Source organism: Nitrogeniibacter aestuarii (assembly GCF_017309585.1).
Taxonomy (GTDB): Bacteria; Pseudomonadota; Gammaproteobacteria; order Burkholderiales; family Rhodocyclaceae; genus Nitrogeniibacter; species Nitrogeniibacter aestuarii.
In genome coordinates this window covers 4190472-4210859 of record NZ_CP071321.1, presented here as the reverse complement: position 1 = coordinate 4210859, position 20388 = coordinate 4190472, and the positions used below count along the sequence as shown (strand labels likewise).

General features: G+C 66.3%; 17 protein-coding genes. 4 read left to right on the top strand and 13 right to left on the bottom strand.

All coding sequences use genetic code 11. The features are described from left to right. Positions 1–73: 73 nt before the first annotated feature. A complete protein-coding gene (locus J0W34_RS19535; protein ID WP_230969895.1) occupies positions 74–1393 on the bottom strand; it encodes an ATP-binding protein in 1320 nt (439 codons plus the stop codon). Continuing rightward, on the bottom strand, positions 1390–2052 hold the full coding sequence (locus J0W34_RS19530) for a response regulator (protein WP_227816116.1): 663 nt from the start codon (positions 2050–2052) through the stop codon (positions 1390–1392). Before J0W34_RS19530 ends, J0W34_RS19535 begins: the two co-directional genes overlap by 4 nt. A 231-nt stretch (positions 2053–2283) precedes the next feature. Between J0W34_RS19530 and J0W34_RS19525 the strand changes: the two genes are divergently transcribed. After that, the gene (locus tag J0W34_RS19525) at positions 2284–2754 is read left to right on the top strand and encodes a hemerythrin domain-containing protein (protein ID WP_230969894.1); all 471 of its coding nucleotides are present in this window, start codon (positions 2284–2286) and stop codon (positions 2752–2754) included. A 20-nt stretch (positions 2755–2774) separates the two neighbouring features. Here the strand turns inward: J0W34_RS19525 and J0W34_RS19520 are convergent, their stop codons facing one another. The 6 genes from J0W34_RS19520 to J0W34_RS19495 all read right to left on the bottom strand — a co-directional run bounded on the left by J0W34_RS19520 (position 2775) and on the right by J0W34_RS19495 (position 12257). Continuing rightward, positions 2775–6467 (bottom strand): FIST N-terminal domain-containing protein, encoded by a 3693-nt coding sequence (locus J0W34_RS19520; RefSeq protein ID WP_230969893.1) that lies wholly within the window; start codon positions 6465–6467, stop codon positions 2775–2777. A gap of 266 nt (positions 6468–6733) precedes the next feature. After that, on the bottom strand, positions 6734–9190 hold the full coding sequence (locus J0W34_RS19515) for a two-component system response regulator (RefSeq protein WP_230969892.1): 2457 nt from the start codon (positions 9188–9190) through the stop codon (positions 6734–6736). Continuing rightward, positions 9187–10617, bottom strand: coding sequence for a PAS domain-containing sensor histidine kinase (locus tag J0W34_RS19510; RefSeq protein WP_230969891.1), 1431 nt, complete (start codon positions 10615–10617; stop codon positions 9187–9189). Before J0W34_RS19510 ends, J0W34_RS19515 begins: the two co-directional genes overlap by 4 nt. Positions 10618–10690: 73 nt before the next feature. Continuing rightward, the gene (locus J0W34_RS19505; RefSeq protein ID WP_227816121.1) at positions 10691–11035 is read right to left on the bottom strand and encodes a DUF2149 domain-containing protein; all 345 of its coding nucleotides are present in this window, start codon (positions 11033–11035) and stop codon (positions 10691–10693) included. Continuing rightward, positions 11035–11523 carry a MotA/TolQ/ExbB proton channel family protein gene (locus J0W34_RS19500; protein WP_227816122.1) on the bottom strand — a complete coding sequence of 163 codons (489 nt, stop codon included), beginning with the start codon at positions 11521–11523 and terminating at the stop codon, positions 11035–11037. The genes J0W34_RS19505 and J0W34_RS19500 overlap by 1 nt, the downstream gene beginning before the upstream one ends. Continuing rightward, positions 11520–12257 (bottom strand): tetratricopeptide repeat protein, encoded by a 738-nt coding sequence (locus J0W34_RS19495; RefSeq protein ID WP_230969890.1) that lies wholly within the window; start codon positions 12255–12257, stop codon positions 11520–11522. The genes J0W34_RS19500 and J0W34_RS19495 overlap by 4 nt, the downstream gene beginning before the upstream one ends. Positions 12258–12553: 296 nt before the next feature. On the opposite strand from J0W34_RS19495, the gene J0W34_RS19490 reads away from it, so the two are divergent. Beyond that, a complete protein-coding gene (locus J0W34_RS19490) occupies positions 12554–13231 on the top strand; it encodes a PEP-CTERM sorting domain-containing protein (RefSeq protein ID WP_227816124.1) in 678 nt (225 codons plus the stop codon). A gap of 28 nt (positions 13232–13259) precedes the next feature. On the opposite strand, the gene J0W34_RS19485 is transcribed toward J0W34_RS19490, so the two are convergent. The 5 genes from J0W34_RS19485 to J0W34_RS19465 all read right to left on the bottom strand — a co-directional run bounded on the left by J0W34_RS19485 (position 13260) and on the right by J0W34_RS19465 (position 17589). Further along, entirely contained in the window at positions 13260–14315 is a 1056-nt protein-coding gene (locus J0W34_RS19485; RefSeq protein ID WP_230969889.1) for a hypothetical protein, read from the bottom strand. A gap of 48 nt (positions 14316–14363) precedes the next feature. Continuing rightward, positions 14364–14993 (bottom strand): response regulator, encoded by a 630-nt coding sequence (locus tag J0W34_RS19480; protein ID WP_230969888.1) that lies wholly within the window; start codon positions 14991–14993, stop codon positions 14364–14366. Further along, entirely contained in the window at positions 14968–16383 is a 1416-nt protein-coding gene (locus tag J0W34_RS19475; protein WP_230969887.1) for a HAMP domain-containing sensor histidine kinase, read from the bottom strand. Before J0W34_RS19475 ends, J0W34_RS19480 begins: the two co-directional genes overlap by 26 nt. Positions 16384–16407: 24 nt before the next feature. Further along, positions 16408–16881 (bottom strand): SRPBCC family protein, encoded by a 474-nt coding sequence (locus J0W34_RS19470; protein ID WP_230969886.1) that lies wholly within the window; start codon positions 16879–16881, stop codon positions 16408–16410. A 207-nt stretch (positions 16882–17088) separates the two neighbouring features. Next, positions 17089–17589, bottom strand: coding sequence for an SRPBCC family protein (locus tag J0W34_RS19465; protein WP_227816129.1), 501 nt, complete (start codon positions 17587–17589; stop codon positions 17089–17091). Between the two features lie 151 nt (positions 17590–17740). On the opposite strand from J0W34_RS19465, the gene J0W34_RS19460 reads away from it, so the two are divergent. Then, positions 17741–18109, top strand: coding sequence for a hypothetical protein (locus tag J0W34_RS19460; protein ID WP_227816130.1), 369 nt, complete (start codon positions 17741–17743; stop codon positions 18107–18109). A gap of 321 nt (positions 18110–18430) precedes the next feature. Further along, entirely contained in the window at positions 18431–20386 is a 1956-nt protein-coding gene (locus J0W34_RS19455; RefSeq protein ID WP_230969885.1) for an FAD-dependent oxidoreductase, read from the top strand. The last annotated feature ends 2 nt before the right edge of the window (positions 20387–20388 follow it).

Sequence of the window (20388 nt, the reverse complement as noted above, 5' to 3'; positions counted from 1 at the left end):
GAACTCCTCATGTGCATGGAGCGGGCCGGGCCCGCGATGAGCACACTGTATGAGCAGTCGACTTAAGAGAAACTTAAGCGTTGGCCGGTGGCTCGGCCCGGGCGAACGCCAGACTGACGCGCAGGCCGCCGCTGTCGCTGTCCTCAAGCGTGAGCGTGGCCTGATGGCGCTCGGCAATGGCCTTGACGATGGCCAGACCCAGCCCGCTGCCGGGGGAGTCGGCCTCGGCCCGGCGGTAGAACCGGTCGAGCACGCGTGCCCGCTCATGCGCCGGGATGCCGGGGCCATCGTCCGACACGGTGAGCAGCACGTCGTGTGCGCTGGCGCGCACTGCCACGTCCACCCGCCCGCCGCGCGGGACATGGCGCAGACCGTTGGCAACCAGATTGCCCAGCGCAATGCGCAGCGCGCCGTCGTCTGCGGTGATGGTTGCTTCGTCCAGCCGCGTGGCGCCCAGATCGATCCCGTTGGCCTCGGCCAGCGGCTGGTGGGCGGCCAGTTCGCTGCGTACCAGATCGGCCAGTGCGACCGGGCCCATGGCAGCGCTGTCCTGTGCGTCGGGTTCGGCACGGGCCAGGGTGAGCAGCTGACCCACCAGATGGATGCTGCGCTCCAGACCGCTGCGCAATTCCTGCAACGCCTGCTCGCGGTCCGCCTCGGAGGTCGCGCGTTCGGTCAGTTGCAATTGCAGCTTGAGGGCGGTGAGCGGGGTGCGCAGTTCGTGCGCGGCGTCGGCCACGAAGGCGCGCTGGGCGCTCAGGGCCTGATCGAGCCGGCCGAGCAGATCGTTGAGGGCGCCCACCAGCGGGCGCACCTCCTCCGGCTGGCGGTCGGCCGCCAGGGGCGTGAGGGCGTCGGGCTGGCGGCTGGCCACGGCGCGGGTGAGCCGGTTGAGCGGCCGCAGGCTGCGCCCGACGAGATACCAGATCAGGCCGCCGAGCAGGGGCAGTGCGATGAACAGGGGGGTGAGGCTGGACAGCGCTGCGCTGGCGGCCATGCGGCTGCGAACGCGCATGGGCTGGGCAATCTGCACCACGCGATCGGGCAGACTCATGGAAAACACCCGCCATTGTCCGGCGCTGGTGTCCACGTCGGCGTAGCCGAAGCGGGCCAGGTCGGGCAGCACCGTGTGCGGGTGCGACAGATACAGCCGCAGGCCGTTGCGGTCCCAGATCTGGATGACGAAATCGAAGGCGCGTTCCGGCGCGGTGATCGGCGCGGGTTGGGCGAAGCGCGAGTCACGCATGGAGAGCGCGAACTGGCGCAGGTGGTAGTCCATGACCGTATCGATCTGATCACGCGCCGCCCGGTAGGTGGCGAAGCCCCCCAGGCCGAGCACCACGACGATGGCCCCGAGCAGGGACACCATCAGGGTGCGGCGGATGGATGTCATGCGTCCTCCGGAATGAAATAGCCGACCCCACGCACATTGCGGATGGTGTCGTTGCCCAGCTTGCGCCGCAACGCGTGGATGTGCACCTCCACCGCGTTGCTGCCGACCTCTTCACCCCAGCCGTAGATGCGCTCTTCGAGTTGAACGCGCGACAGGGGTTTGCCGCCGGCCTCGACCAGTGCTTCGAGCAGGGCGAATTCCCGGGCGGCCACGCTGACCGGCGCGCCGTCGTGGGTGACACTGCGCGCCGCCGGGTCGAGTTCGAGTCGGCCCCAGCGCAACACGGGACTGCTCTGGCCGTGCGCCCGCCGGGTGAGGGCCCGGATGCGCGCCGACAGTTCGTCCAGATCGAAGGGTTTGACCAGATAGTCGTCGGCGCCGGCGTCGAGCCCGCGCACCCGGTCGCCGACGGTATCGCGGGCGGTCAGCACCAGCACCGGAGTGGCATCGTTGCGCGCACGCAAGCGGGACAGCACGTCAAGGCCGTCGCGTCGCGGCAGCCCGAGATCGAGCAGCACCAGGGCATAGCCGGTATCCCCCAGGGCCAGCTCGGCGGCCACGCCATCGCGCACCCAGTCCACGGCATGGCCTTCGCTGCGCAGGCCGCGCTGAACGCTGGTGCCGATCATCGGATCGTCTTCGACGAGCAGGATTCTCACAGAGGGGTCATCGGTTCGGGAGGAGATATTCTAGCGACAAGGCGACGTGAAATTTGTTCTCCGCACTGGAATGGTGCCCTCGGGAGGCGTATGCTCGCGCCGGAAAGAGCTACGACGAAAGTTAAAGCACGCTCGCCCGGATCAGCGCGGCGGCGCAAAAATAACGGCTTGCATGAGTGATCGAATACCCCAATTCGGCGTCATCGCAAGACTGATACTGAGGCAGAAGGCATGTCCGATTCACCTTCCCTGCCGCCGTTGCCGGCGCGGGACGAATGGCCGCGTGAGCTGGCCGGCGAGCACGCGCACACGCGCGAATTTTTCGACAGGCTCGGCGCGCTGTGCGCCGCCCCGGAAGGGCGCGATTCGTGTGACGCGTGTCATCGCCTGGGCGCGTCCGAGTGTCAGCGCGGCCTTTCACCTTTGCTCGATGACGTGGCGGGATTCATCTTCATGCACTTCATCAATGAAGAGCGCATGATGAAATCGGTCGGGTATTCCACCCATGAGCCCGATCTTCACGCCGGTCATGTGGAAGACCACGCCAACCTGTGCGAGGCCCTGTTCCAGATCATCACGGATATCGACAAGGCGCCCGCCGTCTCCCTGATCCGGCGACTTCAGGCCGTTCTCGACCGCCTCACGCATCAGCACATTCCAGATTTCGATACGCCTTTTCTGAAGCGGCTTGCCGCACTCTGAGATAGCGCGGCCCGCCCCGGTCAATGTGCGTCGGGGGGGTGAGACCGCGTCTCGATCAGCGTGCTCTCCAGCGCTGCCATAAGCCGGCGACCGAGCACGATGGCCTGCGGATCGGCCGCGCGGGCACTGGCGCAGGCCTGATCGGCAGCCTCGTGCAGGGCACGGGCACGCAGGTGACCTGCGGTGCCCTTGAGTGAATGCGCGATGTCGGCCAGCGTCTGCAGGTCGTATGCATCGATGGCGTTTTGCAGACGCGCCAGCGTGTGGCTGTGGCTGCGCACGAAACTCCGGGCCAGACGCGTGACCACCTCGGGTTTCCCCGGGAAGCAGGCATTGAGCGCCTCCCAGTCCACCGGTGCGTGTTGCACCGCCTGGTTCGCGGCCGGCAGGGCCTCGTCGCGAACCTCGGGCAGCGGAGGGGGCGCGTGCAGATGAGCGCGGATGGTGGCGATCAGGCGGTCGAGTTCGATGGGCTTGGTCACGTGGTCGACCATCCCGGCCTGCAGGCATTGCTCGCGCTCTTCGGGCATGGCAAAGGCAGTCAGGCCGATGATGGGGATCGATGGTGCCAGCGCGTGCAGGCGCCGTGCCGTCTCGTAGCCGTCGATGCCGGGCATCTGGATGTCGGTCAACACCACATCGAAGGCATCGGCGCCTGACCGGGTGACCAGGTCAATGGCACGCAGTCCGTCCTCGACCAGGGTCAGTTGCGCCTCTTCATCCCACAGCAATTCCTCGATTACGATCCGGTTCAATTCGGCATCTTCGATGGCCAGTATCCTGACACCCGGCAAACGCCCGCGCGACCTTGTACGCTCGGCGGCGGGCGCGTGACGATGCATCAGGGCGTTGAGGACGTGGCGCACCCGGATGGGCCGTTCGATCACGCTGCCCTCCCAGTCTTCAGGCACGTCCTCGCCGCCGGGGCAACAGACCAGTGCCAGCGCCTGACCGGCCGCCTGCGCTTCGCGCACCCGCGGATGCTGATGGTCGTGCGCGTCGAAGAGCAACAGTGTATGGGTCGGGTCGTCACATTCGGCAGACGGCCTCACCACCTGGATACGGTGCTCACCCAGCATGTCGGTGAGCCGTTGCTGTTCGTCCTCGGGCAGGCCGATCAGGGCAACCTGTCCGCTGGCGGCGGGCGCTTCGAGCGGCGCGCGCATCGGAATGCGCACATCGAAGCGGCTACCTTCACCAGGCGCGCTGCTGACCCGCACATCGCCCTGCATCAGCTCGACGAGGCGGGCGGTGATCGCCAGCCCCAGTCCGGTGCCGCCGAAACGGCGCGTGGTGGTCGTCTCCGCCTGCTCGAAGGCCGAGAACAGACGGCGCTGCTGTTCTTCGGTCATGCCGATGCCGGTGTCGACCACGCTCATCTGCAGCACATCGCCGTCGCGGCTGACGATCAGGTGCACCGACCCATGGTCGGTGAATTTCACCGCGTTGAACAGCAGGTTCACCAGCACCTGGGCCAGGCGCAGGGCATCGCCCCGGCAACTCAAGGGCAGATCGGGGGCTTCATTCACCTGCAGTGCCAGGCCTTTCTCCAGCGCGCGGTGGGCCACGACCGAGATGGCCTGATCGAAGACATTGCCCAGTTCGAAGGGCTCGTCCGCCAGCGAGAGCTTGCCGGATTCGATCTTCGAGAAGTCGAGAATGTCGTTTACCAGTGCCAGCAGCATCTGTCCGGCCCCGAGGATGCGCTCGAAGGTGGCGCCGGCCTTTCGCCCCGCACTCTGGCGCCGACCCGCCTGGGCGAGACCCAGCACCACATTGAGTGGCGAGCGGATCTCATGACTCATGTTGGAGAGGAAGTCCTTGCGCACCCGGGCCAGCCGGTGCGCTTCTTCCAGGGCATTCTCCCGGGCCTGACCGGCGGCCTTCAGTTCGGTAATGTCGAGAATGGTGCCGATGATGCCCACCGGCTGACCTTCGGTATTCAGGATGCGCGCCTTGTGGATGACCACGTTGCGCGCCTGTCCGTCGGCGCGCACCGCGACGGTCTCGTACTCCTGGGTGCCGGCGGGGTCGTTCAGCAGGTCGAGGTCCCGGTCCCTGTAATTCCTGGCCAGGGCGCCAGCGGCCACCTCGAACACCGTGCGACCGATGATGTCGCGTTTCTCGCGTCCGAGAAACCGGGCAAATGCGCGATTGCATCCGGTGTAGCGCCCGAGGGCGTCCTTGTGGAAGACGGGCACCGGAATGGCATCGAACAGGGCTTCCTGCACCTGCAGGTGTTCGCGCAACGTCGCCTCCTGCACTTCCAGTCGCGCCTGGGCCATCATGGCGGCTTCGAGGCGGCTGCGTTCGAGCAGCTCGGTGCGCAAGCGCTCGTTGGCCGTCTTCAGGTCGCCTGTGCGTTTGGCGACCACTTTTTCGAGTTCTTCGTGGGCGCGTTGAAGCACCGCACTGTGCGCGGAGAGCTCCGCGCGCAAGGCCTCGTTTTCACGCGCCACCATGGCACAGGGGGTCAGCTCGTTCCCGATCAGCAAGACCGAGACCCCGCCGTTGTAGTGGGCGCTGGCCCCGTCCTGGGCAACACCGTGCTGGCCCTGGCTGAAACAGCCCAGCAGCGGCGCATCGCCCAGCAGCTGCGCCGCATTGCGCAGCTCCGCGTCGATGGTCCGGGCAGGCAGCAACTGCGGCCGCATGGCGCAGTACCACATCATGGCTGCGGCGGGCCGGGTGTGATGGGCCCGCATCATGGCCTTGCGCAGCGCGTCGGCGGCGGTATCGAAGTGCTGGTCACTGCGGTCCACGTCGAGCAGGCGCAGGCGGGTGCCGTGGGGCACCGGGCGGGTCAGCTGGATGCCGCCCCGGTCGGTGGCGAAACCGGCGGTGTTGAGCTGGTACAGCCCCATGCTGCCGGCGTGGCCGAAACCGCGGCCGGTGGTCAGCGTCAGATGACGACCCATGAGCTGGCGCGCGGAGTGTCCGGTGTGCTCGGCGAACACCTCCAAGGCAGGGCGATGATCCAGGGTGACAAGCTCATGCGCATCGGCACCGGTGACTTCCATCTCAAGGCCGGAGGCCTGAAAGCCATGGCTCAGCCCGATGCCGAAGCGCAACTCGGTCTCGACGATGGCGACCACCAGGCCGCCCTCGATCACCTCGTCGTTGGCAAAGACGTAGTTGGTCTCCATGTGGCCGGCATCGGTGGCCGCACCCCCCACAAAGGGGATCTGCCACTGGCTGCGTGCCTTGAGATCTTCAAGGATGTGGAAGCAGCGCGACGGTGCATGACGCGTCTGTGCCGGTGAGAACACCAGCCCGAACACACTGGTGCCGCGCCGCACGAGCTCGCGCCAGTGCGCGGGCTGGTTGGAAAAATAGGGCTTGATGGCGGGCGTGGCAACGGCCGCCTCGACCGCGTCCTCCCAGCGTTGGGCCACCTGGTGGCCGGCGCCCACATGGGCGCGCAGGTAGGGGGAGGCCAGAAGGGTGACCAGCACGCCGCCCTGACGTACATCGTTGCGATATTCGCCCGAGGCCGTGGCGCCGATGACCGGCACTTCATCGCTTCCGAGCGACCGGCGGATGGTCTTGAGCAGGACGTCGAGCCGATACCCCGCCGAGGCGTGAACGGTGACCAGCGAGGGGGTGTGATGCCTGATACCGGCAAGGGCTTCATCCGTCGCGATCTGGCCGGCGACATCGGCATCGACATGATTCGACCATCCGTGGCCGATGTCGATCAGCGGTCTGTTCATGGGGCGCCCCGGGGCCGTCGAGCATGGAGCACCCTGCACAGGCAGGCAGACACGAGTGCACGACAGACGATGGTGAAGGCGCGAGCCATGGGAGACATCCAGGACGGGTTGAGGCGAACTGCTCGTGTTGTGAACGGCGCCGGCGACACGGTCTTTAACCTTGTTACGTGTGAGCTTGCCTGGTGCGATGCGCCTCGTCCCGATACGCCTCAAATCAGCCGTGAATCGCGTTGGTGGAGGGCGAGGGGGATGGTTTAGCCTCTGATTCAGCGCCCCCGATCCGTGTTGCCCGGCGATTCTTCTTGCGGGCCTGAAGCCAGCAATGCGGCGATGCGTTCCGGCGGTTCAGCCCGGTAATAGAGCCAACCCTGAGCGTGCATGGCGCTGCGTTCGGCCAGAAAGTCGCGCTGCGCCTCGGTCTCGACACCTTCGGCGGTGAGCGCGACCTTCAGCGCCGAGGCCAGCGCGATGATGGCCTCGGTAATCCCCTCGTCGCTCGGTGCGCCGGGCAGGTCCTTCACGAAGGAACGGTCAATCTTGATGCGATCGATCGCCAGGTGCTTGAGCACGCTCAGCGACGAGTAGCCGGTGCCGAAGTCATCGATCGCCACGTGAACGCCCAGTTGCTTGAGGGCGTTGATCTGCTCGCGGCTCTGCTCGATCTGCTGCAGGACGCTTTCGGTGATTTCGAGTTCCAGCTGATTGGCGGGCATGCTTGTGTCATTGAGAATCCGCGCCACGATCTCGGGGAAGTCGCCGGACTGGAACTGCCGTGCCGACACATTCACCGCCACGCGCAAGTGCGGCGCCGCCGACTGGATCCAGTCGTACGCATGCTCGCAGGCGGTGCGCAGTGCCCAGGTGCCCAGATACTCCATCAAGCCGCAGTCCTCGGCCACCGGAATGAAGCGGCCCGGATCGATGACGCCGTCGGTGGGCGAGGTCCAGCGCATGAGCGCCTCGACGCCGATGATCATGCCGGTGCCGATGTCGACGACCGGCTGGTAGGCCATGAACAGCTCTTCATTGGCGATGGCGCGCAGCAGGCCCTGCTCCATGCGCAGTCGTGTGGCGGCCCGCTGGGCCATGTCGAGCGACCACACCCGGGCCCGGTTGCGCCCCAGGGCCTTGGCACTGTACATGGCGCTATCGGCCGCCTTGATCAGGTCTTCGGCGGTGAGTGCGTGCTCCGGGCACAGGGCAATGCCGATGCTGCCCGATACCGACACCTGCTCACGACCGACCACCAACGGTTCGCGGATGCTGGCCAGCACCTTGTCGGCAAGCAGGCGAGCGGTCGGACCGTCTTCAACCTCGGGTGCGACGATGAGGAATTCGTCACCGCCCAGCCGGATGCAGGTATCGCTGGCGCGCAGCACCCGGCGGATGCGCGAGGCCATCTCCACCAGCAACAGGTCGCCGGCGTCATGGCCCATGGTGTCGTTGATGAGCTTGAAGCCGTCCAGATCGATGAAGATCAGCGCAAAGCCGTTCCCTCCATGCTGCTGTCGCTCGAGCTCGCGCGCCAGCACGATGCTGAGCATGTTGCGATTGCCCAGGCCGGTGAGGGCGTCGTGTTGCGCCTGATGGCGAACCAGGGCTTCGGATTCGCGCAGGGCCGTGACATCCGACAGGGCGACCAGATAGTTGCTGGTGATGCCGTCCGTGTCGGTGAGGCTGCACACATGCATCCACGCCTGAAAGTGCTTGCCGTTCAACCGGCGGGCGGCAATTTCGCCATGCCAGCGATCGGTGCCGGCGCGATCGAGCTTGTGAAAGATCGCGTCGCCCGGGCGTCGGCCCAGCAGCAATTGTTCCAGATCCTGTCCTTCGACCTCTGTGCCGGTATAACCGGTCAGTCGGGTGAAGGCGTCGTTGACCATGATGATCCGGCGGTCGGCATCGAGAATGACGATGCCCTCGGCAATGCTCTCGAAGGCCAGGCTGGCCTGCTTGAGCGCAGTCTCGGCTTCCTGGCGCTGGGTCACGTCGCGCACGGCGCCGATGGCGCGCTCAAGCACCCCTTCGGTCGAGGTGTAGAAGCGCGCGAGGAAGTCGATCCAGACCGGGCGCCCGCCTTCGGTGGCGCTGTTCATCAGACGGACCGTGGTCTGGACGCCCTCGCCGCGTTCAAGGGCATTGAAGATGGCCGCCCGGTCGGCCGGCGCGAGTCGGGCCAGCAGCGCGTTCGGACTTTCCGACAATCCGTCCGGTGATGCACCAAGGATGCGCTCCAGATTGCCGAGGCTATGGAATTCGGACTCGCCTGCATCCCATTCCCACACCCCCAGATCGGCCGCCTCCATGGCGATGCGCAGTCGCTCTTCACTCTGACGCACCCGGCGCTCGGCGCGGCTGCGGGCCATGGCCATGCGCAGGGTGGCCTGCAGCGCGCGGGTTTCCACCGGTTTGACCAGATAGCCGTAGGGCGCGCTCCGCTCCGCCCGCGCCAGGGTGCTCGATTCGGTGTATGCGGTCAGGAAGATGATCGGGGTGTGCATCTCGGCCTGAATGGCCTCGGCCGCCTCGGTGCCGTCGATTTTCCCTTCCAGATTGATGTCCATGAGGATGAGATCAGGCTGGTGGGCCCGGGCCAGTTCCACCGCCCGCTCCCCCGAGGGCGACGTGGCCACCACCTCGTGACCGAAGCTCTCCAGAGTGTGCTGCAGGTCGAGGGCCACGATGCGCTCGTCCTCGACCACGAGAATGCGTGCCTGAGTCATGTGTCGATGTCCGCCATGTCACGTTTGACACGGATTTCGAAGTGGGTGCCATGCTCTCGCTCCAGCTGCCAGGCGCCCTTGGCCTGATCGGCGAGCAGCGGGATCAACTGCATGCCGAGCGTGCGCGTCACCGCCGGCTCGATGTTCTCGGGCAGGCCGATGCCATTGTCGGAGACCCGCACATCGAAACCGTCGTCCGTCCCCCTGAGCGTCACGCGCACTTCGCCGCTGCGCGGCTCGGGGAACGCATGTTTGATCGCGTTGGTGACCAGCTCGTTGACCAGCAAGCCACAGGGCACCGCCTGCTTCAGGCTGATGGTGACACCGCTCGGCGCGTCGACGGTGAGCGTGAAGCGGGTGCGACTCTCGCGGAAGCTCTCGCGCAGCAGCGAGCACAGGCGATCGAGATATTCGCCCATGTCGATATTGGAAAAATCGTCGCGCTCGTAGAGCAACTGATGGATCAGGGCCATGGCCTTGACCCGCCCCTGGCTCTCGAACAAGGCACTGGACACCTCGGCGGAGGCCGAGCGGGCCTGCAGGTTGAGCAGGCTGGTGATGACCTGCAGATTGTTCTTCACCCGATGGTGAACCTCGTTGAGCAGCACGGTCTTCTCGTTCAGCGCCTGCTCGGTGGCCTGCTGGACGGCATCGCGCAGGGTGACGTCCTGAATGGTCGCCAGCACCATCGGCCCTTCCTCGGTGGGGATGGGGTTCAGCCCGATTTCGACCGGAAATTCGGTGCCGTCCTTGCGTTTGGCGAAGAGCTTGCGCCGGTCGGCCATGGCGCGTGCGACCGGTTTGGCGAAATAGCTGCGCACATGGCCGGTGTGGCCCTCCCGGTGGCGCTCGGGGATCAGCTGATGGACCGACATGCCCAGCAGCTCGTTGCGCGAATAGCCGAACAGACGCTCCATCTCTGCGTTGGCCAGAATGATCCGGCTGTCCTGATCGATCTTGATGAGCCCGTCCGCCACGGCTTCGAACACCTTCTGGAAGCGCTGTTCCGACTGGGCCAGCTGCTCGGCGCCGGCGGACTGTGCGGTGAAATCCTCGGCACAGTAGATCAGGTAGGGCGTGGCGGCGTCATCGGGGGGGGGCCAGCGCGACAGGCGGATACGCACATCGATGAGCGAGCCGTCCTTCATGCGCTTGATCGAGGTGAACGCCTGCACCTCGCCCTGGGCCGCCGCGCAGACAGCGCGGTGGATCAAGCCCTGCACATCCGGATCGAAGCTCCACCAGTGACACGTCCAGAACGGCCGACCCCGCACCTCGTCAAGCGTGGTGCCATCGCAGCTGGCCAACACATGATTGATCTGGGCGACGTGACCGTCGCCGGTCAGTACCGCGACCATGCCCAACACCGAATTGAGCAGGCTGAACGGCGGGCTCAGCTGAGTATGGCTTTGAGTGGCATCGACCAAGGCATGTCCCCGCTCGCGAGTGCAAAGGCTCGCTCAACCCAGTCTATCGGCCCGCCTGGCTCAAACTTGAATGCTAATCGGGCAAATCGATCCGGGGCGCGGGGCGCGTCTCCGGCACGTAAACCATGGAGCCATCCTTCATCCGGTAGGCCACGCCGGCGCGCTCGCCACCGCCGGCGCCGCCGGTGCCGTCAGCCTTGAAGCGCTCGATCTTTTCGCCGTCCTTGATCACCAGTTCCATGTCCGGGCTGCCCGGGTTGCGGATGACCGTGACCTGGTCTGCGCCGTAGGGCGACAGGGGGCTGTTGGCGACGCTCAGCAGCAGGGCGGCGATGAGGACCAGGAACACGTCGATGAGATTGACCACCGACAGGATCGGATCTTCGTCATGGGCTTCATCCATCAGGGCGTTGCGCATCAGGCGGACTCCTGCCGTTGCTTGTCCACCTCAGCCAGTTCGGCCGCGTACCAGCGTCGCCGCACATTGAGGATGGTGTAGGTGATGGAGGCCGAGATGAGGGCGAGAATCACCGCCGAGAACGCAATCGCCAGGGCCTGGGAGACATCGCTCATCTGGCCATTCCCGAGTGCGCGCAAGGCCGGTCCCATGGGGATCATGGTGGCCACCAGCCCGAGCATGGGGGCCACCCGGGTGATGATGCGCGCCACGTCCAGACGCTGCAGGGCGATCAGTTCGAGATCCTGCTGCGACAGCGCCGGTTGTGCCTGCCACAGGGCGATGAGCTCGAAGCCGCCCGACCGACGCCCCCGCCGTTGCCAGCCCTGCCAGAGGAAGGCGCCGAGGGCGTAAAAGGCGTAAGCGAAGACCAGGGCGATGGTGATGAGTACCGGCGCGAGAAAAACCTGGCCGAGCTGGTACATGGCGCTGTCGAGGGTGGCGATCATGCGCGCGCCTCCATGCGGCGGGTGGTGGCGACCCGGTGAGCGATGCCGGCGAGCATCAACACCCCGAGCCCCCACAACAGGGGCGTCACGGGGGCGCCCGGGGCGGTGTCGGCCGGTGGCGTCTCGACCGGTTCGAGCTTCTGGCCCTGCGGGCCCTGGGCGGCCAGCTGGGCGGCCACGGAACGGGCTTCCAGATCGCGATCGGCGGTGTGATTGCCGGTGGCGAGAAACTCCTGCGCGTCCGGGTCGCCCTCGGCCGCGGCCTCCTTGAACCATTTCATGGCCTCGGCTTCGTTGCGCTCGACGCCCTTGCCCAGGTACAGGGCGGTTGCCCAGTGAAGCTTGCCCAGGGTGGCATAGTCCTTGTTGTCGCTGTGAGCCGCCCGGCGCAGGAGTTCGGCCGCGCCAACGCTGTCCTGCTCGACGCCGTTGCCGGTCTCCAGCATCAAGGCCTTCCAGACCATGGCGCCCACGAAACCGGCGTCGATGCACTTGTCGAAAATGGCCAGGGCGGTGGCGTGGTCGCCGCACTTCTCTGCCCAGTAGCCGTAGGCGCACATGGTGCTGCTCGCCTCCTGCTGGACCCAGTACTCCATCGACAGATCGCTCACCTGGCCATTCTCGTCCGGCGGTCCGCCGCAGGACGTGGGCGGAATCAGGGCGAGTGCGGGGGCGCACCACAGCACCATGAGCAGGCGCGCGAGGCGGTGGATGAGTGATCGGCATCGTGTCATTGGGGGGCTCCCGGGGGATCGAGTGCCTATGGTCCCGGCAATGTCGTGCGCGGAGAAGCGGTTGAGGCGTGCCCGGGCAGATTGCCCGTGCCATGACGTGGGGATGACCCGGTGGGCGTCCGTTATGGATGCATTGCAGGGTGAATTGCCCCGCGATTCTGTCGGAAGGCTTTACAGCGGCGTTCCGGCGGTGCTGCGATGCGAGGAATCAATCCCCGGATTTCTTTGACTTGAATACGGACGGCATGTAATTTGCGTGATATCCATCACATCCGGCATTCAGCACGAGGTCATCGATGAACGTACTGTCCAAACTGACGCTGCTCGGCGCCCTGTCCGCTGTTTCGGCCCCGACACTGGCACTGACCATCGATTTCGGATCCAGCGGATCCCCGGCCGTATGCGCCGCCTCCGCCGACGGGCTGGGTGCCCTGATGAGCTGTGGCAACGCGAGCTTCATCAACCAGAGCTACGGTGACGTGAGCGATCTGGTCGAAGTGACCTACGGCGCACCGCAGCTGGGGCAGTCGCTCCAATGGTGGTCCACCCGCTACAACAACCTCTACGGGGTCAGCTACGCGGGTGGCAGCGATGCCAATTCCACCGCGCGCATCGAACTGATGTCGCAGGATCCGCTGGCCGGCATCGAACTCGTCGGTTTCGATCTGGGGGCCTACGCCGATGCCGCGCGTGGCACCAACGTGACGATCTACGATCTGGCCGACGGCAGCGTGCTTTACTCGGCGCTGGGCATCACGGTCGGCACGGCCGGTGGCGCCAACCTGCCCACATCGTTTGCACTGGGGGTGTCGTCGAGCAAGGGGATTGCCATCGAATGGTTCAACAGCGCCTACAACGTGGGCATCGACAACATCGAATACAACGTCACGGCAGTGCCCGAGCCCGAGAGCTACGCCATGCTGCTGGCCGGTCTGGGCGTCATTGGTGCCATGGTGAAACGTCGCCGCGGTTGATCTGCACTGGCGGCACGAACAGCCCGGCTCAGGCCGGGCTTTTTGTTGTCTGGGTGTTCGGGCGCAGCCAGACCCGGCTGGTCTGCGGATCAACGATCAGGGCGTCTTCGGCGAAGAAGGACGCGCCCAGCTGCGCGGCCGGCTGCGGCCAGACGCCGATACCGCCGCACACCCGGGCTGCCGGCGGGGGGCGTTTGACGAACAGGGTGGCGTCGGTGAATCGGCGCACCGTGCTGCCATCCATGCCCACGAATTCGAGCGCCAGGCCATCGGGCAGGCGCCAGGCCTCGACCCGTTCGGTGACCCCGGTTTGACAGGTGCTCAGCGTGAGCGCGATGTCCGGCCGCGCTTCCAGGCGGATGCCGGCTGCCTGCAGGGTGTGAAGAAACGCGACATTGATGTTCATCGAATGCGGCACGCGACCGTCGTCGAAGCCGGTGTCGATCTGGGCGACGGCGCGCACCGTGCCGACGCGCACCGGCAGCACCGGAATGTTCGGGCAACGGCCCGCCATGCCGGCGTTGGGACACTGGAGCGTCGCCGTGTCGGCTGCGTAGTAGCCTGAGCTGTCCAGTGCCCGGAAGCCGGCCTCACGCAACAGGCCATCACCGCAGAACGTGCGCGGCGAAGCGCGATACACCTGCCGGCCTGAATAGTCGAGGGTGATCACATGCTCGCCGAGAAAGTTGGTGCCGATCACCCCCGCCTGAGGCACGCCGCCCGAGACCGGGGCTTGGGGCTGGGGGCGCAGCTGCACGCGTGACCACGGGCCGAAGAAGTCGAAACGGGCGTAGCGGTCACTGGTGCCGGGCATCGGTTGGGGCGGCATGCCGGTGAAGCCGGCGGGCGTCATGGCGCTGACATCAGCCCCGAAATCGATGACGAAATGACCGGGTCGGCCATCGACCGTGACATCGACATAAGGCATCTGATTCACGATCTGCAGCGGCCGGGATGCGCCCAGACAGCGCGCGAGCGGGCCATCGGCCAGCGGGGCGGGTGCGTTGAGCCATTGCCAGGCGAGACCGGCCAGGGCGAGGACAAAGGAGACGATGGCAGGCAGCGTGAGGCGGTGGCGGGGCATGGGCGGGTCGACGGCCGGACGAGGCCGTCATGATAGCGCCCGCCCCGTTCAGTTTCCGAGGCCGAAGCGCGCGGCGATGCGGGCCAGTTCCATGTCGTTGCGCGCGCCCACCTTGCTCTTGATCTGATAGTGGCAGTTCTGCACGGTTTTGGGGCTGATCGACAGGCGCTGGCCGATGGCTTCGTGGGTGAGGCCGTCCACCAGCAGGCGCAGGACTTCGAACTCGCGTGGCGACAGTTCGCGCAGGGGGTCTGGGGCTTCGTCGAGCAGGGCCATCGCCAGCTCGGGGGCGATGTCCGGGCTGATCACGCGTTGATTGGCGGCCACCTTGTAGATCGCCTGCACCATCACGTTCGGCTCGCTGCTCTTGGTGACATAGCCCAGCGCACCCGCCTTGAGGGCCTGGGCGGCAAACAGCGGCTCCCGGTGCATGGAGAAGGCCAGGATGCGTGCGCCCGCATCGCGGGCCCTGAGCCGGCCGATGAGCTCCACGCCGCCCATGTCGGGCAATGAGAGGTCGAGCACCACCACGTCGGGCGACTGCTCACGGAAGGCGTCGATGGCCTCACTGGCGCTGCCGGCTTCGGCGACGATGGTCAGGTCGCCACGTCGTTCAAGCAGGCGTCGGTAGCCCTCGCGGACGACCGCATGGTCATCGACCAGCAACAGACGGATCATCCCAATCCTCCTCGGGTTCGGCTGCGCGCTTCGGAAAACAGGCGTCGACGGTCATGCCGTTCGGTGCGCGCGGTGTCATGGAAAAGCGTCCGCCCAGGGCTTCGACGCGCTCGGTCATGCCCAGCACGCCCAGGCCACTGCCGCGGGTGTCGCGGTGGCCGCCGGCCCCGTCATCGATGATCGCCAGGTGCAGGCCGCTCTCGTCACGGGTGAGGGTGATGTCGATGCGCTGCGGTTCGGCATGGCGCAGGGCGTTGTTGAGCCCTTCCTGGGTAATGCGGTAGAGGCTGGCGGTGAGGTCGTCAGGCAGGTCGTCCACCTCGCCGGCCACGCTCAGGCTCACCTCGCAGCCGGGGCGGGCCCGTCGGGCCGACGAGACCAGCTGTTCAAGGCTGGCGTGCAGGCCGAATTCTTCGAGCGCCACGGGGCGCAACTGATGAAGGATGCGCTGCAGATTCTCCATCATGTCACCGGTCATGCGTCCGATGGCGGTCAGCGAAGGCTGCAGTTCGGGCATCTTGTCGCCGGCATCCTCGGCCACCATGCTCGCTTCGGCGCGAATCGAGGTGAGGCTCTGGCCGAATTCGTCGTGCAGCTCGCGGGCGAGTCGGCGGCGCTCTTCTTCGCGCACCGAGAGCAGGCGCTGGGCCAGCTGGCGCTGGCGCCGGTCGGTGCGCTGCAGGCGCTCGGCCAGATGGTCGAAGCCTTCGGCGATGCGACGCAATTCGATGAGCTTGGGGCGCGGCATGCGCGCGGAGAGGTCGCCCGCCTCGAGCCGGCCGATGGTGTCGAGGATGCGATCCGTCGGACGCAGCGCCCGGCGCACCGGGAGGTACACCAGCAGATTCACCAGCAGCACGCCGACGGTGATGGCCAGCACCAGCTGCAGTTGCGACCACACCTCGGCCGACTCGCTCTCCACGTCGGTGTTGAGCAGGAATTCGCCCACCTTGATGCCCGGGTAGCGACGGATCAGGCCGGCGTAACGGGCCTCATCCCCGATCCAGCGGTGGAGGACGGCGGTGACCCAGTCGGGCGCGCGTGCCTCTTCGGTGCCGAAGCAGCGGGTAAAGGGGTCGGAGCCGTAGATGTCCTGAACGGTAATGCACAGCTTGAGCAGCAGCCCCAGTTCGCTGAGCATGCTGAACTGCAACTGGTCGAAGCGGCGGTCGAAACTGGGGCGCTCGTCGTCCAGTTCGCGGGCGATGAGCTGCTCGATGGTGGCACCACTGCGCTGTACGTGTTCGCGGATGCGGCGCGCGGCCTGATCGAAGATCACCGCCGAGGCGAGGATGCAGATCAGGCAGGCAAACAGCGTCACCCGGATGATCAGGTGACGCTTGAGGTCGAAGCCGGGCGGTGCCGGGGCGGGTATCGCGGCCTCGCTCACGCGCCGGTGTTCCGTCGGGCGTGATCAGGAAGGGGGAGCATCGAAACGTTGGTGAAGGGCATGGATCCCGGCCTGAAAGATCTGGGCGACCGCATTGAGCGCCTCGCTGTCGGTGGTGGTCTCGTCGGGGTCGAAGCGGCTGCGCCATGTAAAGCGGCAGTGCCCGTCCTCGTCGGAGACCTCCATCTCCGCCACATAGTCCCTGACCGGCAGCGGCGTGTCGATGGCGCGATAGACCTGCGTGTGCAGGTCGTCATTCTGCCAAAGGAGTTCTTCGATGCAGTGCATGCCGTCACGTGTTTTCAGATCGCGCAGGGCGCCGATCTGTCCGTCGAGCCCTTCGAAGATTTCGGAGCGAAGTATGCCCGGATGCCAGTCCTGACTGCAAAAGCGGCCGATCTCGGGCCACACCTCGTCCGCCGTGCCACACAGGGTGGTGCTCTCTTCGATGAAGAGCGAACCGGAGGGGGCGAACATTCTGAATTGATCGTTGTTCATCGTCATGCCTCCTTGCCTGACCGGATCAGGACCAGGTTGATCGGAACGGGCGCTCGAAGCGCCAGGGGCAGGGCACCGATGAATCGATTCAATTCAATGCGCGCGAGGCGGCGGTACGCCGCCCCTGAGTCCAATATAGGCCGGATTCGCCCATGCGGAATGTGGCGCCGCAGCAGGCCGGACCGGCCTGCCACGCGCTGTGCGGGCTTATTTGGCGGGGGTGCCGAAGGTCTTGCCCAGGGCTTCGAAACCACCGGTGTAGACGCCGGCGATGGCGCCCTTGGCATCGGCGTCGCTGACGCCTTCCTTGGCGTCGAAGGTGCTGCTCCAGGTGACCTTGGTGTTGTCGCCGTCGGCTTCGACCTTCAGATCCGACGCGTAGCCGGTGACGGGCAGGGGCGATTCGAGGATCTTGTAGCTCATGGAATGCTCGCCCTGGGCGGTCTGCTCTTCGACGATCAGGCCGCCACCCTTGAGGGTGATATGGCGCACGGCGCCGGCATGCCCGGCTTCACCCGAGGCCATTTCGGTCTTTTCCACGGCGGGATGCCAGCCGAGGCTGGCGAAGTTGCCGATCTGCGCCCAGACCTTGGCTGGGGGGGCGGTCAGCACAGTGGTTTCGGTCACGGACAGGGCGCCGGCATGGGCCATGACACTGGCGCAGGTCAGGGCGGTGGCGAAAAGCGTTTTGATCTGGTTGTTTTTCATGATGACTCCTCCTTACGGGAGCTTCCGATCTTGCGCGCGTCATGGCGCGAACGCGCGGGCGGGCTGCCTGCCACCGGGCGGGCAAATTGCCCGGCCTGCCGGATTGTGCCGCAAGGCGTATGATGGGCGCCGTCCCAGAACGCCCATTGCCATGTCCCTGAACGATCCCTTTGGCCGCCAGGCCGCCAAGCAGGCCCGTGACTATGTCGCCGTGAGCGCAGCGCTCCGGGAGGCGGGCGTCGACTCGCTGGAGAAGGCCGAGCGCTGCCTGGGCAACATCCGCCGCAACGCCATCGTGATGGTGTGGCTGGTGATGGCCTCCATCATGCTCTGCGCGGTGATCTACCCCAAGGCGCTGGCCATTGTGCTGGTGTGCAGTGTGGTGGTGCTGCTGTGGGTGGGGGTGAGTACGCACCGCGGACGCACGCATCTGCTGCGGTTCATGGCCGAAGAGCTGGGCGCCGACGTGCGCAGGAAACCGGCACGTGACGGCGCTGAGGACGACACGCCCGAGACCTGATCCGCGTCCGGCGTTGATGCGCGCGTATGCGGCGCACGAAAACAGGTCGGCGCGTTCCGTGTTGGTGCAAGTCGCGAATATGTTGCACTGCAAGAGTGCGACCGTATCACTTTCGTCCTGAGTCGGTCGGCTCGGATTTCCCAATAAAGTTTTTAAAAAACAGTTTGTTACCAAAATTGGCACGGCGCTGGCTATGGGGAAGCCAGGTCTGCTAACGGCGGCAGTCCGATCCGGAACCCGGGTCTTTCGATGCAGTGGTGGCGTACGCCGCAGTGTCGAACCCGACCATTTTTCATCAGGACGGACGAAGTCGAAGACGCCATGTCGCCGGAACAGCTTTCACTCGATCACCCCCTTGTGGTGGTGGGCAGCGGCCCTGCCGGGCATCGCCTGATCCAGGCGGTGTGCCAGCGTGCGCCGAGCACGCCGATCGTGTGGTTTGGCGACGAGCCGTGGGCGCCTTACAACCGGGTCAAGCTCTCTTCCCTGCTCGCCGGTGAGGCCTCCTGGGACGACATCACCGAAGCGACCCCGATCCCCGACGCGGTCGAGACGCGCTTCGGGCTGCGTATCGAGCGGATTGACCGGGCCGAGTCGCAGGTCATCGACGTTCAGGGGCAGCGTCAGCGCTATGGTGCCCTGGTGCTGGCCACCGGCTCGCGGGCCCACGTGCCCTCGATTCCGGGCGTGCAGACGCCCGGCGTATTCACCTTCCGACACCTCAACGACGCCCAGAAACTGCAGGCACGCAGCGTGCGCAGCCGCACCACCGTGGTCATCGGCGGCGGTTTGCTGGGTCTCGAGGCGGCGCGTGCCGTGCGCCGCTACAACACCCATGTGATCGTGGTCGAGCATGCCGACCGCCTCATGTCGCGTCAGCTCGACGGCGAGGGCGCCCAGTGGTTGCTCAAGGAAGTGCTTGCCGCCGGCATCGAGGTGCGCCTGTCGGCGGGCGTGAAGGGCATCGAAGGCACGGGCGAGGTCAAGGGCGTGCTGCTGCGCTCGGGTGAGGTCATCGCCTGCGATACGGTCATCATCGCCACCGGCATCGTGCCCAACAACGAGCTGGCCCTGCGCGCCGGGTTGCAGGTGGGGCGCGGCATCAAGATCGACGATGCGACCCGAACCTCCGACGAACACATCTACGCGGTCGGCGAATGCGCCGAACACAACGGCGAGGTGTATGGCCTGGTTGCGCCGGGGCTCGAGCAGGCAGCCGTTGCCGCCAACAGGATCTGCGGTGGTGAGGCGGTCTACACCGGCAGTGTACTGGCCACCAATCTCAAGGTGCTCGGCTGCAAGGTGTTCAGCCTGGGCGAGGTGGAGCGGGGCAGTGCCGCCGATCCGGTGCGCGAATACAGCTTTGCCGACCCCGACGGCGATGGCTATCGACGCATCATGGTGCGCAACGGCCAGCTGGTCGGCGCCCAGGCGGTAGGCCCCTGGCCCGAGACGCCGCGCGTGCAGGAGGCCGTGCGCCAGGGGCGGCGGCTCTACCCGTGGCAGACGCTGCGCTTCATGCGCATTGGCCAGCTGTGGCCCGACACCGACGCCTCCGACGTGAATCTCTGGCCCGCCGACGCGACCGTGTGCAACTGCACCGGCGTGACCCGGGGTCAGCTCGATGTGGCCTGTCAGCAAGGGTGCAAGAGCGTCGAGGCCTTGAGCCAGGCCACGGGGGCCGGCACCGTGTGTGGCAGTTGCAAGCCCTTGCTGGTCGATCTGGCCGGCGGCGGGCCCTTGCCGCCCGAGCGCGGCTGGAAGCCGCTCACCGTTTTCGGTGGGGTCGCCCTGCTGGCGGCGCTGTTCTACCTGCTGCTCAAGATTCCCTTCCCCGATACCGCCGATCTGGCCTGGCGCTGGGACGTCATCTGGCGCGAGAGCCTCTACAAGCAGATCAGCGGCTACAGCGCCCTGGGCGTGATGGTGCTGCTGGCGATCATCGGCCTGCGCAAGCGCTGGCCGACACTGAGCAATCTGTTCCAGTTCTCGGGCTGGCGCGTTGTCCACGTGATGCTCGGCGCCCTGCTGGTGGCGGTCATGCTGGTGCATACCGGCGGGCGCCTCGGTGCCAATCTCGACATGGTGATGACGCTCATGAGTGTGGTGGCCGTGCTGTCGGGGGCGGCCCTCGCACTCATCGTCGGTCGCCAGCAGGCGCTGGCGCCGGGCTTCGTGAAGCGGACCCAGCGCGGTGCCGTGTGGATTCACATTCTTGCCCTCTGGGGACTGCCGGCGCTGCTCGGCCTGCACATCCTCAAGGCCTACTACTTCTGAGG

Coding starts and splice junctions, on each gene's coding strand:
- J0W34_RS19490 (WP_227816124.1), top strand. CDS start 12,554: ATGAACGTACTGTCCAAACTGACGCTGCTCGGCGCCCTGTCCGCTGTT.
- J0W34_RS19470 (WP_230969886.1), bottom strand. CDS start 16,881: ATGAACAACGATCAATTCAGAATGTTCGCCCCCTCCGGTTCGCTCTTC.
- J0W34_RS19515 (WP_230969892.1), bottom strand. CDS start 9,190: ATGACTCAGGCACGCATTCTCGTGGTCGAGGACGAGCGCATCGTGGCC.
- J0W34_RS19500 (WP_227816122.1), bottom strand. CDS start 11,523: ATGATCGCCACCCTCGACAGCGCCATGTACCAGCTCGGCCAGGTTTTT.
- J0W34_RS19520 (WP_230969893.1), bottom strand. CDS start 6,467: ATGAACAGACCGCTGATCGACATCGGCCACGGATGGTCGAATCATGTC.
- J0W34_RS19535 (WP_230969895.1), bottom strand. CDS start 1,393: ATGACATCCATCCGCCGCACCCTGATGGTGTCCCTGCTCGGGGCCATC.
- J0W34_RS19465 (WP_227816129.1), bottom strand. CDS start 17,589: ATGAAAAACAACCAGATCAAAACGCTTTTCGCCACCGCCCTGACCTGC.
- J0W34_RS19460 (WP_227816130.1), top strand. CDS start 17,741: ATGTCCCTGAACGATCCCTTTGGCCGCCAGGCCGCCAAGCAGGCCCGT.
- J0W34_RS19495 (WP_230969890.1), bottom strand. CDS start 12,257: ATGACACGATGCCGATCACTCATCCACCGCCTCGCGCGCCTGCTCATG.
- J0W34_RS19485 (WP_230969889.1), bottom strand. CDS start 14,315: ATGCCCCGCCACCGCCTCACGCTGCCTGCCATCGTCTCCTTTGTCCTC.
- J0W34_RS19480 (WP_230969888.1), bottom strand. CDS start 14,993: ATGATCCGTCTGTTGCTGGTCGATGACCATGCGGTCGTCCGCGAGGGC.
- J0W34_RS19455 (WP_230969885.1), top strand. CDS start 18,431: ATGTCGCCGGAACAGCTTTCACTCGATCACCCCCTTGTGGTGGTGGGC.
- J0W34_RS19505 (WP_227816121.1), bottom strand. CDS start 11,035: ATGCGCAACGCCCTGATGGATGAAGCCCATGACGAAGATCCGATCCTG.
- J0W34_RS19525 (WP_230969894.1), top strand. CDS start 2,284: ATGTCCGATTCACCTTCCCTGCCGCCGTTGCCGGCGCGGGACGAATGG.